Annotated in this window: 11 protein-coding genes; 5 read left to right on the top strand and 6 right to left on the bottom strand. The window is 64.4% G+C overall.

The features are described 5' to 3' along the window. Positions 1-218: 218 nt before the first annotated feature. Positions 219-1,709: a YifB family Mg chelatase-like AAA ATPase gene (locus B4L76_RS11180; protein ID WP_296232485.1), complete on the top strand. Its 1,491-nt coding sequence runs from the start codon at positions 219-221 to the stop codon at positions 1,707-1,709. 72 nt (positions 1,710-1,781) lie between these two features. Here the strand turns inward: B4L76_RS11180 and B4L76_RS11175 are convergent, their stop codons facing one another. The 3 genes from B4L76_RS11175 to B4L76_RS11165 all read right to left on the bottom strand — a co-directional run bounded on the left by B4L76_RS11175 (position 1,782) and on the right by B4L76_RS11165 (position 3,682). Further along, a complete protein-coding gene (locus tag B4L76_RS11175) occupies positions 1,782-2,210 on the bottom strand; it encodes a DoxX family protein (RefSeq protein ID WP_296232484.1) in 429 nt (142 codons plus the stop codon). A gap of 108 nt (positions 2,211-2,318) precedes the next feature. Further along, positions 2,319-2,687 carry a response regulator transcription factor gene (locus tag B4L76_RS11170; RefSeq protein ID WP_296232483.1) on the bottom strand — a complete coding sequence of 123 codons (369 nt, stop codon included), beginning with the start codon at positions 2,685-2,687 and terminating at the stop codon, positions 2,319-2,321. Beyond that, positions 2,684-3,682 carry a response regulator gene (locus B4L76_RS11165; RefSeq protein ID WP_296232482.1) on the bottom strand — a complete coding sequence of 333 codons (999 nt, stop codon included), beginning with the start codon at positions 3,680-3,682 and terminating at the stop codon, positions 2,684-2,686. Before B4L76_RS11165 ends, B4L76_RS11170 begins: the two co-directional genes overlap by 4 nt. Positions 3,683-3,920: 238 nt before the next feature. Here B4L76_RS11165 and B4L76_RS11160 point away from each other — a divergent pair, with 238 nt between their 5' ends. Then, entirely contained in the window at positions 3,921-8,969 is a 5,049-nt protein-coding gene (locus B4L76_RS11160; protein ID WP_296232481.1) for a trifunctional serine/threonine-protein kinase/ATP-binding protein/sensor histidine kinase, read from the top strand. Between the two features lie 49 nt (positions 8,970-9,018). Here the strand turns inward: B4L76_RS11160 and ycaC (B4L76_RS11155) are convergent, their stop codons facing one another. Together ycaC (B4L76_RS11155) and B4L76_RS11150 are read right to left on the bottom strand one after the other, a co-directional pair. Further along, the gene (gene ycaC, locus B4L76_RS11155) at positions 9,019-9,645 is read right to left on the bottom strand and encodes an isochorismate family cysteine hydrolase YcaC (protein ID WP_296232479.1); all 627 of its coding nucleotides are present in this window, start codon (positions 9,643-9,645) and stop codon (positions 9,019-9,021) included. A gap of 72 nt (positions 9,646-9,717) precedes the next feature. Then, on the bottom strand, positions 9,718-10,080 hold the full coding sequence (locus tag B4L76_RS11150) for a helix-turn-helix domain-containing protein (RefSeq protein ID WP_296232478.1): 363 nt from the start codon (positions 10,078-10,080) through the stop codon (positions 9,718-9,720). A gap of 181 nt (positions 10,081-10,261) precedes the next feature. On the opposite strand from B4L76_RS11150, the gene B4L76_RS11145 reads away from it, so the two are divergent. Both B4L76_RS11145 and B4L76_RS11140 read left to right on the top strand, forming a co-directional pair. Beyond that, complete coding sequence (locus tag B4L76_RS11145) at positions 10,262-11,239, top strand: GlxA family transcriptional regulator (RefSeq protein WP_296232477.1); 978 nt, start codon at positions 10,262-10,264, stop codon at positions 11,237-11,239. Between the two features lie 176 nt (positions 11,240-11,415). Continuing rightward, complete coding sequence (locus B4L76_RS11140) at positions 11,416-13,203, top strand: monovalent cation:proton antiporter-2 (CPA2) family protein (RefSeq protein ID WP_296232475.1); 1,788 nt, start codon at positions 11,416-11,418, stop codon at positions 13,201-13,203. A 637-nt stretch (positions 13,204-13,840) separates the two neighbouring features. Here B4L76_RS11140 and ycaC (B4L76_RS11135) read toward each other — a convergent pair. Continuing rightward, complete coding sequence (ycaC, locus tag B4L76_RS11135) at positions 13,841-14,470, bottom strand: isochorismate family cysteine hydrolase YcaC (RefSeq protein WP_296232474.1); 630 nt, start codon at positions 14,468-14,470, stop codon at positions 13,841-13,843. Between the two features lie 279 nt (positions 14,471-14,749). On the opposite strand from ycaC (B4L76_RS11135), the gene B4L76_RS11130 reads away from it, so the two are divergent. After that, entirely contained in the window at positions 14,750-15,661 is a 912-nt protein-coding gene (locus tag B4L76_RS11130; protein WP_296232809.1) for a LysR substrate-binding domain-containing protein, read from the top strand. Positions 15,662-15,729 lie beyond the last annotated feature (68 nt).

Raw genomic sequence — 15,729 nt, 5'->3', positions numbered from 1 at the left:
TGCCATCCCATGGCAACCGCTGATGCCCACCAACACTAAGCCATACCAGGCGCCTGCGCAAAAGTTATTGGATCCATTCTTGCCATACGGCATCAAGGCTGGGGACGATGCCTGGCCTGAAAAACCCGGACGCACACTTCCTGCGCCGTCCTGGAGAGCGCTCGCTATGCTTGCAGCAGCCGCAGGAAGCGGCCCTTATCAGCGACAACGGAGCGTCCATGTCCCTAGCCCTCGTCCACAGCCGCGCCCAGGTGGGCGTGCAGGCACCGGCGGTAAGCGTCGAAACTCACCTGGCCAATGGCTTGCCCCATCTCACCCTGGTTGGCCTGCCGGAAACCACGGTCAAGGAAAGCAAGGACCGGGTGCGCAGCGCCATCGTCAATTCCGGGCTGAACTACCCGCCACGGCGCATTACCCAGAACCTTGCACCCGCCGACCTGCCCAAGGACGGTGGGCGTTACGACCTGGCCATCGCCCTGGGCATCCTGGCCGCCGATGGCCAGGTGCCAACGCCCCCTCTCGCCGAGCTCGAATGCCTGGGTGAGCTGGCCTTGTCGGGCAAACTGCGCCCCGTGCAGGGGGTGCTGCCTGCGGCATTGGCAGCACGCGAAGCAGGCAGGGCGCTGGTGGTGCCATGCGAGAATGCCGAGGAAGCCAGCCTGGCCGGCGGGCTGGTGGTGTATGCGGTGGGGCACCTGCTGGAACTGGTCGCCCACCTGAACGGCCAGGTACCGCTGCCGCCCTATGCCGCCAACGGCCTGATACTGCAGCAACGCCCCTACCCGGACCTGAGCGAGGTGCAAGGCCAACTGGCTGCCAAGCGCGCACTGCTACTGGCCGCGGCCGGGGCGCATAACCTCTTGTTCACCGGCCCACCCGGCACTGGCAAGACCTTGCTCGCCAGCCGCCTGCCGGGGCTGCTGCCACCGCTGGATGAGCATGAGGCACTGGAAGTGGCTGCGATCCAGTCGGTGAGCGGTCACACACCTTTGAGCAGCTGGCCGCAGCGGCCTTTTCGCCATCCGCACCACTCCGCCTCCGGCCCGGCACTGGTCGGTGGCGGCAGCCGACCACAACCGGGCGAAATTACCCTCGCCCACCATGGCGTGCTGTTTCTGGACGAGCTGCCGGAGTTCGAGCGGCGGGTGCTGGAAGTGCTGCGCGAACCGTTGGAATCCGGCGAGATCGTGATTGCCCGAGCCCGCGACAAGGTGCGCTTCCCTGCCCGTTTCCAACTGGTGGCGGCAATGAACCCGTGCCCATGCGGCTACCTGGGCGATCCCACCGGGCGCTGTCGCTGCAGCACCGAGCAGATAGCGCGGTATCGCAACAAGCTGTCCGGGCCGTTGCTGGACCGAATTGACCTGCACCTGACCGTGGCCCGCGAGAGCACCACGCTGAATAACCAGCCGTGTGGTGAGACCAGTGCCGATGTCGCCGCCAATGTTGCCAAGGCACGGGACGTTCAGCAAAGGCGACAGGGGTGCGCGAATGCGTTTCTCGACCTTGAGGGGTTGCGCCGCCACTGCGGGCTGGCAGCAGCGGAGCAGGCCTGGCTGGAGGGAGCTTGTGAGCGACTGACCCTGTCGTTGCGCGCGGCGCACCGGTTATTGAAGGTGGCGCGAACGCTGGCCGATCTGGAAGGTAGCCAGGCGATTGGCCGGGCGCACCTGGCCGAGGCCCTGCAGTACCGGCCGGGGAGCAGCTAGCGGGTCAGCGTTGCGCTTTACCTGTGGGGGCTGGCTCGCCGGCGATGGGCAGCACAGCGGCCTCGACATTCATCAGGCAGCCTTGCTCCGACAGCAAAGCCCGGCAACCGAATAGTCCCCCGGCCCCGTCAAGGCAAGCCCGCCATAAAGCGCCACCAGCAACCAGGCAAACTGCCCCTGCTCCAGCGTCCAGTCCGGGTGCACCTCCACCAGCGCTATCAGCAATACCGCCAGTACCGGCAGGCAAGCCAGGCGTGCGGCAACTCCCAGCATCAGCAGCAGCGGGCAGACCACTTCGGCAAACACCGCCAGCCCCAACGTCAGCGGTGCCCCCAGGCCGAAGGGATCTTCAATGTGCTGCAGTTCTGTGCTCCAGTTCAACAACTTGGGCAGGCCATGGATGAACAGCAGCAGCAAGGCGGCCATTACCCGCAGGAACAACAGGCCGCTGTCGGTAAGGCGTGGCGATGGGGCGTCGAGGAAGGGCTTCAGGCGAGGCATGACGATGGCTCTCTGGTCGATCAGCCCAAGAGCATTGCGCAGCGCCAGGTAAGTTGATTGTGCAGGTGTGCTGAGTTGCCAGGCAGCATCTGCACAGGAACCTGGGCATCACAGGCTGTCGGCCAGTGCCTCTTCTACCGCCTTGAGCAATACTTCTTCAGAAAACGGCTTGCCCAGGCAGGCCAGCGCCCCCTGCCCCATCGCCGCCTGCACCGAGCCATCATCCCAATGCGCCGACATGCAGATCACCGGCAAGCGCCAGCTTCGCTGCGCCAGCTCACGCTGTACCTCCAGCCCGCTCATGCCCGGCATCTTCAGGTCCAGCAACACACAGCCCGCCTCGCCCGCCAGGGGCGAGGCCAGGAAGGCTTCCCCAGCGGCAAACGTCAAGGTGTCGAACCCCGCCGAACGCAGCAGATTGGCCAGGCTTTTGCGCACTGACGCATCGTCGTCGACGATGCACACCCCTCTGCTCATGCGCCGCCCAGGCCCTCAGGTCGTGCTCCGAGGACGTTGTGCATGGCCACCAGCTCCAGCAGCGAGCGGGACTGCATCTTGTTCATGATGTTCTTCTTGTGCACCTTGGTGGTCACCTCGCTGGTGCCGATCTGCCTGGCGATCTGCTTGTGCGACAAACCGCCAACCACCAGCGAGAAAACCTGGCGTTCACGCTGGGTCAGGCGCTGGTACTTTTCCTCGACCTGCCGCGCATGGTGCCACTTGCGGCCTTCGACCACAGCGCGGGCACGCACCGCCTGCAACAGGGCCAGCAACTGGTCCTCGTCGAACGGCTTGGTGAGAAACTCCAGCGCCCCGCCACGCATGGCCTGGACGGTCATCGGGATGGTGCCGAAGCCGGTCATGAACACAATCGGCCAGGGCAACGCCAGCCGGCGCAGCGCGTCTTGAACCTCCAGGCCGCTGGTACCGGGCAGGTGCATGTCCAGCAGCAGGCAGGCACAGGGGGTTTCCAGGCGGGCTTCGAACAGCGCCTCGGCACTGGCGAACAAGTGATGCGGGATGTCCTGTGAGCGTAACAGGCGGCCCAAGGCGCTGCGCACCGACGGGTCGTCATCCACCACCAGCACCGGCACCGGCACGCTCAAACGCTCATCGAGTGGCTCGACAGGTTCAGCCACGCTGCGCAGCACCGACTTGCCCAGTGCCTGGCCTGGCACCTCGAGGCTGATTTCGGCAGCCAGACGGTAGCCGCGACGCGGCACGGTCTGGATCAGGCTGCGGTCACCAAAGGCCTTGCGCAGCATGGACACCTGCACCTGCAGATTGTTGTCCTCGACCACCGTGCCGGCCCATACCTGGCTGAACAGCTCGTCCTTGCCGACTACCCGGCCGTTGGCCCTGATCAGCGTGGCGAGTACCTCGAAAGCACGCCCACCCAACAGGATCGGCTTGCCGTCGACAAACACTTCGCGCCGCTCCAGCGACACCTGGGCATTGCCTATTCGGATCATGGCTTCCTCGCGCGGGCACGGGCATTTTCGCTGCCTGGGCAGCCTAGGCCAGCGAAAGCGTTCAGGCAATTATCCCGAGGGATAGGTTGGCCTGAGGACTATACAAAAGCCAGCCAGCTGCCAGGGGACGATAACGGACAACAGCGTGCCCGTTCCTGCCAAACAAGCTGTAACCCGCATCAGCACTGGGCCCGCTGCGTATACTCGCGCCTCAGGATGTCGCTAGCGGGGGTGCTTTATGCTCGATGAACGCCTTGCCCACAGGCCCATCGATTACGACCAGTCGATTGACGAGGGCTGGCTGAACCGATGCGAGATCAGCGCGCTGGGCCAGGAAGGCGAGCTCAGCTACTTCCGTCTGCGCGACGCGGCCACCCGTCAGGCCTGGATCGCCGTGCGCGCCCCGATCGAAGCACCCGCCGCCTGCCAGCGCCTGGAACGTGACTACCGTCTGCAACTGAACCCCTTGTGGGCGGTAATCCCGTCGGCGTTCGTGCGCTCGGCTGAAGGCCCATTGCTGGTGTACCCGGCCGGCCGCTCGGTCGCCGACCTGCTCGCCAACGGCCCGTTGGCGTTGACGCCGTTTCTGGACATCGCGGTAAATGCTGCCCATGCCTTGGCACAGGCGCACGAACACAATGTGCTGCACGGTGCGCTGCAGCCCGGGCATGTGTGCCTGCATGCCAACCAGCGGGTGCGGCTGTGCTTCTTTCGCGCCGACCACGCGCAGCGTATCAGCGACCAGGGCGCCCCGCTCGGCAACTGGGCGTACCTGGCGCCAGAACAGGTTTGCCCGCACGGCAGCAGCAGCGACCTCCGCAGTGACATCTATGCCCTGGGCGCCATCCTCTACCAGCTATTGCTGGGCGAGCTGCCACTGGCCGGCCGCGATATCCAGCACTGGCGGCAGCTGCATGCCGGCGTACAGCCGCGGGCGGCCTGCGAAGTGAACGGCAACGTGCCACAGCCCCTCAGCCTGATCCTGGCCAAGGCTTTGGCCAAAGAACCGGATACCCGCTACCAGAGCGCACGCGCCCTGGCGGTAGATCTGGCTCACTGCCAGCGGCAGTGGGCTGCCACCCGGACCATGGCGCCCTTCACCCCAGGTTGCGCCGACCCGGTCGTGCCCAGCCGCGTGCGCCTGTATGGCCGCCGCACCGAGCAGCAGGCAATCGCCCTTCTGTTCAAGGCCATGCGCCGCGACAGCGCACCACAAGTCCTGCTCGTCAACGGCGCTGCCGGCATGGGCAAGTCGAGCCTGGTCGAAGCCGCCCTCAAGGCCGACACCGAGGGCTACCACGCAATTGGCAAGTGCAACAGCCTGGCCCAGGCCGTGCCCTACACGCCCTGGGTTGAGATACTCGGTGCGCTGACCACCCAGTTGCTGGCCAAGAACAGCCAGGCCCTGGACACCCTGCGCCGCGAGATCCTGCAGCGCATCAAAGGCCATGGCCGCCTGCTCGGCAAACTGGCCCCGGACCTGCAGCTCATTCTCGGCCCGCAGCCGCAACTGCCGGCCAAACTCACGCGCCTCGAGTTGCACAAGGAATTGCACGCGATCATTGAATTCCTCCAGGTTTTCAGCCGCCCTGGACAACCGCTGGTACTGTTCTTCGACGACCTGCAATGGGCCGACGACGCCTCCCGGCAGTTGCTGGCCCAAACGCTGGCGGAGGCGCCCGATAACCTGCTGCTGATGTTCGCCAGCAACAACGACGCGCCCACCAGCAGCGCGCCACTGGCCATACCCGCAACGCTGCGCAGCACCACGCTGAACCTGCAACCGCTGGTTGTCGAGGCGGTAACCGAACTGATTGGCGAGCGCTACCACGTCACCCCCGAGGAGGCGTTGCCGCTGGCCGAAAGGGTTCATGACAAGACGGCCGGCAACCCGTTCTTCATCAACCAGATCCTCAAGGCCATGGTCGAAGACCAGCTGTTCACCTTCGACACCCATGCCATGCGCTGGTCGTGGTGCCTGCAAGCCGTGACCCGACACTGCTACGCCGACAATGTCGCCGACCTGATGATCCAGCGTCTGGCGCGCCTGCCCGCAGCGCAACGCGACCTGCTACGGGTCGCTGGCGCGGCGGGCAGCCGCTGCGATCAGCGCCTGCTGCGGCAGGTGCTCGCCCAACCGCCAGGCGAACCGTTGAAAGCCTTGATTGGCGCGGGTTTCCTGCAGCCAGGCGCGAACGGTTTGAGCTTCACCCATGACCGGGTGATGGATGCCGCTTACGCTCTTACCCCGGCGTCCGAGCGCGCCTCGCTGCATGCACGTATTGTCCTGGCCATGCGCCAGGTCTGGGCTGGTCACCTGCACGAGGTACTGTTCGAACTCGCCAGCCAGCTGCAACGCGCCAGCCCGTGCGGGTTTGCAGCGGACGACTGCGAAGCGTTCCTGCAGCTTCTCCGCGAAGCGGCATCACGCACACGCGACCGTGGCGCCTTCGAGCAAGCCGCTGACTACCTGCATACCGCCGAGCAGTTGCTGCAGCACGGTGCTTCGCTGCAAAGCCGCACCACGCATGGCTTTGCCATCGCCTGCAAAGCGACGGAATGCGACATTCAGCTATCACGGACGAACAGCGCCGAAGCCCGTCTCAAGGTATGCCGCCAGCGCGCACAATCGGCGTTGGACCTGGCACGGGCGTGCCGCCTGCAAGCATTGCTGCACACCTTGCGCGGCGACTATCAGGCGGCCATCGACAGCGCCCTTTCCGGCCTGGACCTGCTGGGTATAAACCCGACACGGGGCGTCGACTGGCAACAGGTCGAGGCCTGCCATGCCCACGTACAGAGCCTGGTCGAACAGAAAGGCCGGCATTGCCTGGAGTCGCTGCCGCGCACCGACTCGGAGGAAGTGACGGTTGCCATAAGCCTGCTCGCCACGCTGTCATCATCGTTCTTCGTAAAGGACGACATCTGTTTCCTGCACTTGGCCAAGCTCATGGAAATGTCGCTGCAGCATGGCGTCGCCCCGGGCAGCATCTACGGCATGGCCTGGTACGGGGTGATGATTGCCGAGCGTTTCGGTGCCTACCATGACGGCCATGCCTATTGCCTGGCCGCACTCAAGCTGATCGAGCGGCACGGTCTGGAGGCCGACCTGACCAGCGCCCTGCTGGCCCTGGACCAGGTCAGCGCCTGGACCTCGCCCATGGAGTTCGCCCGCCGTACCGCGCTGGACGCAGTCGGCTCGACGCGCCTGAGCGGCGACCTGGCGATGAGCTGCTATGCCTGCAACCACCTGGTTTCCGACTCACTGTTCATGGGCCGCTACCTGCCGGAAGTGGTCGAAGAAGTGGCGCAAGGCCTGGCCACCGTGCGGCGCCACGGCTACCGCGATATCGAACTGATCCTGCAGGCCCAGCAAGCGTTCGTCGCGACCCTTGGCGGCATGCCTTGCCCGGCCTCGCCCGCCTCGTCGAAATCGCCTACCACGCGGTTCTTCCAGCACCTGTTCGCCGGCATGGGCGCCTTCTACATGGGCAATATTGCGCAGGCCATGCGCAACCTCGCGTTGGCCGCTGACTACGCCTGGGCTGCACCGGCACACATCAACCTGGCCGACTACCACTTGTTCCGCGGCCTGGCCCTGGGCAGCCCGGAGGCCCCCGGCAACCTGGCCGACAAGCTGCGCGAGCTGCGCACCCTGCGCGAGCGCTTCAGCTGCTGGGCCGGCTTCAACCCGGGCACCTTCCGCAACAAGCTGCTGCTGATCGAGGGCGTGATCGCCAAGCTCGAAGGCGACGGCCTGGCTGCGATCCGCTGCTTCGACCAGGCGCAGATCGCTGCTACTGCTGCCGGTTTCATCCACGAGCAGGCGCTGGCCCATGAACAACTGGCCGAGGTGTGCATCCCCAGCGGCCTGATTTCCGGCGCCAACCTGCACCTGCGTATCGCCCGCGACTGCTTCCATATCTGGGGCGCGAGCGGCAAGGTGCACCAATTGGAGACGCTGCATCCGTTCCTGCGCACCCAGCCGGTCCAGGAGACCTATCGCGCCACCCAGCAGGCCAGCCTGGACCTGGAAGCCGGTATCGAAGCCGCGCGGGCGTTGTCCGAGGAAGTGCTGCTCGAAGGCCTGATCGAAACCCTGATGGGCCACCTGACCCAGCACTCCGGCGCCGACCACGGCGCGCTGCTGATCGTCAGTGGTGCCGAGTTCCAGATGGCCGCCCTTGCCTACATTGATGATGACGGGCTGCACGTGAGCATGGACAACTGCCAGAGGTTCATGACCCAGGCGCCGCTGTCGGTCATCAACGCCACCATGCGCACCCGCAAACCGTTGGTAATCAGCGATGCCCTCAGCGATTGCCCGGAGGCTTTCCGCCAGCAGTTGCAGGCGCGCAATGCCCGCTCGGTGCTGTGCCTGCCGCTGGTGATCCAGGGCGTGCTGATCGGCCTGGTGTACCTGGAAAACCGCCTGGTGCCGAACCTGTTCGGCAGCCAGCGCCTGGCCATGCTGGAAATCCTCGCCTCACAAGCAGCGGTATCGCTGCAAACCGCCAAGTTCTATACCCGCCTGGCCGAAGACAACCAGACCCGCGCCCAGATGGAAGACGAGTTGCGCCGCTCGCGGGCCGAACTGGCGCGCAGCGCGCACTTGCAGGTGATGAACGAGTTGTCGGCTTCGATCGCCCATGAAATCAGCCAGCCGTTGCTGGGCATTGCCTCCAATGCCGCGGCCAGCCTGCGCTGGCTGAAGCGCGCCAAACCCGACCTGGAAGAAGCGATTGCCGGCCTGGAAGACATCCGCAACGACAGCGAACGGGCCGCCAACATCGTGCGGGCGCTGCGGGCACTGGCCAAGCAGTCGCCGATGCAGCTCAAGGCGGTGAAACTGGACGAGCTGATCCGCGAGGTGGTGCGCCTGACCTCGGCCGATGCCAGCAAAGGCAGGGTCGACGTGCAGACGCAACTACAGGCCGGGGTGTGCGTGACAGCCGACCCGGTGCAGTTGCAACAGTTGGTATTCAACCTGATCACCAATGCCCTTGAGGCACTGGCGGGGTATCGCAGTGATGGCGTGCTGCGGATTGCCTCGGCGCTGGTCGAGGACGGCGTGGAAATCTGCGTGGACGACAACGGGCCGGGGATTGCCGCGGACGAGCGCGAGCGTGTCTTCGATGCGTTTCATACCACCAAGACCGGTGGCATGGGCATGGGTCTGGCGATCTGCAGCTCGGTGGCTCAGGCGCACGGCGGGCAATTGCAGGCGCTGGTGTCGCAGCTGGGTGGGTGCCGGATTCGTTTCACCCTGCCGGTGAATCCCTCCTAGACCGGCGGCTTCGCGAATAAGCCCGCGAAGCCGCCGGCGCAGGCTTACCTCAACGCGCGCTCAAGACCGCATAGCTGTTCATCAGGTTGCGGTAGTTGGGGATGCGCTGCGACAGCAGGTTGCCCAGCCCTTCGATGTCGTTGCGCCAGTCGCGGTGCAGCTCACAGGCCACCGAGAACCAGTTCATCATCTGTGCACCCGCCTGGGTCATGCGCACCCAGGCCGCCTGCTGCACCGTCTCGTTGAAGGTGCCCGAGGCATCGGTCACCACGAACACTTCAAAGCCTTCTGCCAGCGCCGACAGGGCCGGGAAGGCCACGCACACATCGGTGACCACACCGGCGATGATCAGCTGCTTGCGGCCAGTGGCCTTGATTGCCTTGACGAAGTCTTCGTTGTCCCAGGCGTTGATCTGGCCTGGTCGGGCAATGTATGGCGCGTCCGGGAACATTTCCTTCAGCTCGGGCACCAGCGGGCCGTTGGGGCCTTGCTCGAAGCTGGTGGTGAGGATGGTCGGCAGGCCGAAAAACTTGGCCAGGTCGCCCAGCGCCAGCACGTTGTTCTTGAACTCGTTGGGCGAAAAGTCCTGCACCAGCGAGATCAGGCCGGTCTGGTGATCGACCAGCAGCACCACCGCGTCGTCTTTGTTCAAGCGCTTGTAATCGGGTTGGCTCATGGGGGTGACTCCTTGGGTTGGGATAAAGGGCCGGCACTGTCCGCGGGGGTTATACCGGCGGATAGCTACGGTTTAAGAAAGTACCTGCGCCTGGCGCCACGCCTTCGGCGGCTGGCCAACCAGACGGCTGAAAGCGCGGGTGAAATGGGCCTGGTCGCAAAAGCCGCACTCCAGGCTCACGTGGGTGATGGGCGCCTCGGTGGCGAGCAGGCGCTTGGCCTTTTCCATGCGCGCCAGCAGGCGCCAGGCCTGGGGCGAAAGGCCGGTAGTCACTTTGAACGCGCGGGAGAAATGGCTGCGGGTGAGGTTGCATACCGCAGCGATCTCGATGATCGACAACGAGCTGTGCAACATCAGTTCCTTGGCCCGGCGCAGCCGCGCGGGCGTTAGTGCGCCGGGGGTTTGCAGCGGCGCTTCGGGCGTCCCAGGGTGCATGGCGACTCTCCTGTTCAATGGCGGGAAGTCTCGCCCCCGGCGCATGACAAAGTCCTGAGCCAAAGCTGAATTGTTATTAATTGTGCGCTGCTGGCCCAGGCTGTTTTGCCGATACCATAAGATACGTTTCGTATTCAGCTTCTGGCCGCTGCCAGCGGCCGACATTCAAGGCGAAAGAGGTATGCAGGAAAAACCCGCCCACCGCACCGTGGCCATGGTGCTGTTCAACGATGTGTTGCTGCTGGATGTCACCGGCCCCATGGATGCATTCGCCATCGCCAATCGGTTCCTGCCCGCAGAACGGCAGTACCGGCTGCTGACCTTGGCCGAGGGGCAGGCAGCGGTGCGCGGCTCATGCGGCCTGAAAGTGGTCGCTGACCGGCGCCTGGAAGACCTACCGGAGACCGTCGACTTGTTGCTGGTACCAGGTGGCCCGGGCGCCTATGACATTGCCCTGCCCGGGATCGAGCGCTGGCTGCCCCAGGCCGTGCGCCAGGCCAGGCGCTTCGGTGCGATCTGCACCGGGGTGTTCCTGCTGGGCCGGGCCGGGTTGCTGGATGGCTATCGCTGCACCACCCACTGGAACTACGTGGAGCGCCTGGCCCAGGCGTTCCCCCAGGCCAAGGTCGAAACCGAGCAGATCTACGTGATCGACCGCTGCCTGATCACTTCGGGCGGCATCACTGCAGGTATCGACCTGGCGCTGGCGGTGGTCGCCGAGGATCACGGCAAGGCGCTGGCCCTGGACGTGGCCAAAGTGCTGCTGGTCGCCCGCCATCGCCAGGGCGGGCAGACGCCCTACGGGCCGTTGCTGGCAGCGGTGCCACGGGATGATTCACCGATCGCCCGGGTACAGGCGTACATCGTCGACCATATCGAGCAGGCGTTCACCGTACAGAAAATGGCCGACCTGGTGGCCATGAGCGGGCGCAACTTCGCCCGCATGTTCCAGCGCGAGGTGGGCATCACACCATTGCAGTACCTGCAGAACGCGCGCATCGACCGGGCGCGCAAACTGCTGGAAGGCAGCGATTTGCCATTGAAGGTGGTGGCGGCGCGGTGCGGGTTCGGCAGCGATCGGCATATGCGCAAGGTGTTCTGTGAGCGGATCGGCATGACGCCGGCGCAGTATCGGGCGCAGTTCGGAGGCGATGAATAGCTGGATCAGCGCTGCGTTCTTCGCGGGGCATGCCGGCCAGGAGGCCGGCACAGGCTGTCATCAAATTCGGGACAATCTTTCTCCGCCCAGGCGGATTGTCTGCCTTCACCCCAGCCCCCAGAATTGTCCGCCAAACTGGTCTAATGCTGCCCCGGCAGCTCATGGAGTACGAGCCAATGCCACACGACGGCAGCCTTCTGCAAACTGCGGTGATCTTCCTGTTCGCCGCAGTCCTCGCGGTCCCCCTGGCCAAGCGCCTGCAACTGGGGGCCGTGCTCGGCTACCTGCTTGCCGGGGTGATCATCGGCCCGCAAGCACTCGGCCTGATCCGCGACACCGAAAGCGTGGCGCACATTTCCGAACTGGGCGTGGTCCTGCTGCTGTTCATCATCGGCCTGGAATTGTCGCCCAAGCGCTTGTGGCTGATGCGCAAGGCGGTGTTCGGTGTCGGTACTGCCCAGGTTCTGCTGACCGGCGCAGTGATCGGCGCCATTGCCCTGTTCGGCTTCAGCCAGACGCTACCAGCAGCCCTCGTGCTCGGCCTGGGCCTGGCGTTGTCGTCTACCGCCCTCGGCCTGCAGAGCCTGGCCGAGAGCAAGCAGCTCAACGCGCCACACGGCCGCCTGGCGTTCGCCATCCTGTTGTTCCAGGACATTGCCGCGATCCCGCTGATCGCCCTGGTCCCGCTGCTGGCCGCCAGCGGCCCGGACACCAGCAGCGGCGACAGTCTGGGGCATGGCCTGAAGGTGTTCGCCAGCATTGCCGTGGTCATTGTCGGTGGCCGTTACCTGCTGCGCCCGGTGTTTCGCACCGTGGCCCGCACGCGCCTGCCGGAAGTATCCACGGCCACCGCGCTGCTGGTGGTGATCGGCACCGCCTGGCTGATGGAACAAGCCGGTATCTCCATGGCCCTGGGTGCCTTCCTTGCCGGCCTGCTGCTGGCCGATTCGGAATACCGCCACGAGCTGGAATCGCAGATCGAACCGTTCAAGGGCTTGCTGCTGGGGCTGTTCTTCATCAGCGTCGGCATGGGTGCCAACCTGCGCCTGCTGCTGGAGATGCCGCTGGTGCTGCTGGGCCTGACCCTGTTGCTGGTGGCGGTGAAGCTGGTGCTGCTGATCGGGGTCGGCCGCCTGGCCGGTGGCCTGAACAGCGCCAGCGCGCTGCGCCTGGGTATGGTGCTGGCCGCAGGTGGCGAGTTCGCCTTCGTGGTGTTCAAGCTGGGCAAGGACCAGGGCCTGTTCGACACCCAGACCTACGACCTGCTGTTGATGACCATCACCTTGTCGATGGCGATTACCCCGCTGTTGATGATTGGCTGCGCCCGCGCCCTCAAGCGCCCGCAAGCGGTGCGTGAAGTGCCCGAGCAGTACAAGCAGATCCAGACCGACACGCCACGGGTGGTAATCGTCGGCATGGGCCGCATGGGCCAGATCGTCGCGCGCATCCTGCGCGCCCAGAAGATCCCGTTCGTTGCCCTGGAAACGTCGGTGGATGCCATCGAGATGACGCGCATGTTCGAGCAGGTGCCGGTGTTCTACGGCGACCCGCTGCGCCCCGAGGTGCTGCATGCGGCCAAGGTGGGTGAGGCGGAGTACTTCATCATCACCATCGATGACCCGGAGGCCGCCATCCATACGGCAGAGCGGGTCAAACGCCTGTACCCGCACCTGAAAGTGCTCGCCCGAGCGCGTAACCGCCAGCATGTGCACAAACTGGTGGATGCGGGTGCCGAACCGATTCGCGAGACGTTCTACTCCAGCCTTGAGATGACCCGCCGGGCATTGGTGGGGCTGGGCTTGAGCGACGAGCAGGCGGCGGACCGCATCGAGCGCTTTACCCAACATGACGAAGAGGTGCTGTTGGCCCAGGGGCAGGTGCGCGATGACCGGGCCAAGGTGATGCAGACGGCCAAGGAGGCGCGGGTGGAGTTGGAGCGGTTGTTTGCTTCGGATGCGGATTGAGGCAGGTACAGCGAAACGACAAGAGGGCTTAGGCCCTCTTCTTGTTTCTGGAATTCAGAAGGCATGAGAGGTGCCTGGCGGGCTGTTGAGTCAATGCTACCAAGCGCATGCCTTGAGGTTTTCAGCGTCGGTCAGTCGAGCGCCGCCCGCGCGGCGCATCGCGGATAAATCCGCTCCTACCTCTGTGTCGGGCCAGTTATTCCTGCACCATTGGCGCTCGCACCCTTGGCGCATGGCGGGAGATAGGTGGAACGGCAGCAGCGATGCCTTCGATTATGAATGGGACAAACAAGGCGGACACCGGTGACCTCACAGGAGGTACTGGCCCGAAACAGATGTAGGAGGTACAGCGAAACGACAAGAGGGCTTAGGCCCTGTTCTTGTTTCTGAATTCAGAACGCATGAGGTGCCTGGCGGGTTGTTGAGTCAATGCTACCAAGCGCATGCCTTGAGCTTTTCAGCGTCGGTCAGTCGAGCGCCGCCCGCGCGGCGCTCGATCTCACAGGCGCTGCAAATCTCAAGGCGAGCCCTTGGCGGCCCTGGTATGCCATCAAGGCGGGCACATCGCAGCCATCCACAGACAAAAAAAGGCCGACCCTGCAATCAGGGTCGGCCTCTTGAACCAGAATCCTCGCTGTTACTTACCAACAGTCAGGGCGTTATAGCTGGTAATCAGATTGCGGTAGTCCGGAATATGGTTGGAGCACAGCGCCGCCAGCCCTTCAATGTCATTGCGCCAGTCGCGGTGCAGTTCACAGGCTACGCCGAACCAGGTCATCAGCTGCGCACCTGCACGGCTCATACGGTCGTGTGCGGCATCACGGGTCATTTCGTTGAAGGTGCCGGAAGCATCGGTCACCACGAACACGTCGAACTCTTCTTCCAGAGCCGCCAGAGCCGGGAACGCTACGCACACTTCAGTCACCACACCGGCAATGATCAGTTGCTTCTTGCCAGTCGCCTTCACCGCCTTGACGAAGTCTTCGTTGTCCCAGGCGTTGATCTGGCCAGGGCGGGCAATGTACGGGGCGTCCGGGAACAGCGCTTTCAGCTCGGGTACCAGCGGGCCGTTCGGGCCTTGCTCGAAGCTGGTGGTGAGGATGGTCGGCAGGTTGAAGAACTTGGCCAGGTCAGCCAGGGCCAGCACGTTGTTCTTGAACTTGTCTGGCTCGATATCACGCACCAGCGACAGCAGGCCAGCCTGGTGGTCGACCAGCAGGACTGCGGCGTCGTCTTTGTTCAGGCGGTTGTAGGTGAATTTGCTCATGGTCTGTGCTCCTAAGGGTTTATGAATTTTTCAGCATTTGAAGGTGTTTCGTGTTGATGAGCACAGATTAAAATCATCACCTTTACGGCGGTAGATAGCAGAATTTGGCTTTAGCGTTCTAATTTATGAACGACGGATTTGTCGGGGCTGTGCCGGCCCTTCGCGGCTGAAGCCGCTCCTACAGGGATCGCGCCGGAGCTGAACCTGCGCTGAGCCTGTAGGAGCGGCGTCAGCCGCGAAGAGGCCGGCACAGGCAACCACATGCCTGGAGACCGATCATTGGAAGACCTCAACTCGCTCTACTACTTCACCCAAGTCGTGGAGCATGGCGGCTTCGCCCCGGCCGGGCGCGCGCTGGACATGCCCAAGTCAAAACTCAGCCGGCGCATCGCCGACCTCGAAGACCGCCTGGGCGTGCGCCTGCTGCACCGCACCAGCCGCCATTGTTCGCTCACCGAGATCGGCCAGGCCTACTACAACCGCTGCCTGGCCATGCGCGTGGAAGCCGAGGGCGCGGCGGAGATCATCGAGCGCAACCGCAGCGAACCGCGCGGCCTGGTTCGCATCAGCTGCCCGACCACACTGCTCAACTCCTGGGTCGGGCCGATGCTGACCCGCTACATGCTCAAGTACCCCCAGGTGGAACTGTTCATCGAGAGCACCAACCGCCGCGTCGACCTGCTGCACGAAGGTTTCGACGTCGCCCTGCGGGTGCGCTTCCCGCCACTGGAAAACACCGACATGGTGATGAAGGTGCTGAGCAACAGTACCCAGTGCCTGGTCGGCCAGCCGCAATACCTGGAGCGACTGCCCAAGGACTTCGACCCGCAGCTGCTCGGCACGTTGCCCAGCCTGCACTGGGGCAGCGCCCAACGCGAATACCACTGGCAGTTGTTCCAGGGCGAGGACACCAGCCACAGCATCGTCATCCCGCATACGCCACGCATGGTCACCGACGACCTGTTCGCCCTGCGTCATTTCGTAGTCGCTGGTGTGGGCATCGCGCACCTGCCGCGGGTGGCAGTGCGCGAGGACCTGGCGTCCGGGCGTTTGGTGGAGCTTTTGCCGGGTTGGCACCCGCGCTGCGGTATCGTGCATGCGATCTTCCCGTCACGGCGGGGGTTGCTGCCGTCGGTACGGGCGTTGATCGATCACCTGGCCGAGGAGTTCGCGATCAGCGACATGGCCTGAGCTCAAGGTTGTCTGTACCGGCCTCTTCGCGGGACAAGCCCGCTCCTACAGGCTCTTCATTGCATCTG

It is taken from the genome of Pseudomonas sp. UBA4617, from assembly GCF_002386445.1.
In the GTDB taxonomy this organism is placed as follows: domain Bacteria; phylum Pseudomonadota; class Gammaproteobacteria; order Pseudomonadales; family Pseudomonadaceae; genus Aquipseudomonas.
The sequence above is the reverse complement of the archived record's forward strand: the minus strand, read 5'-3'. Positions and strand labels throughout refer to the sequence as shown.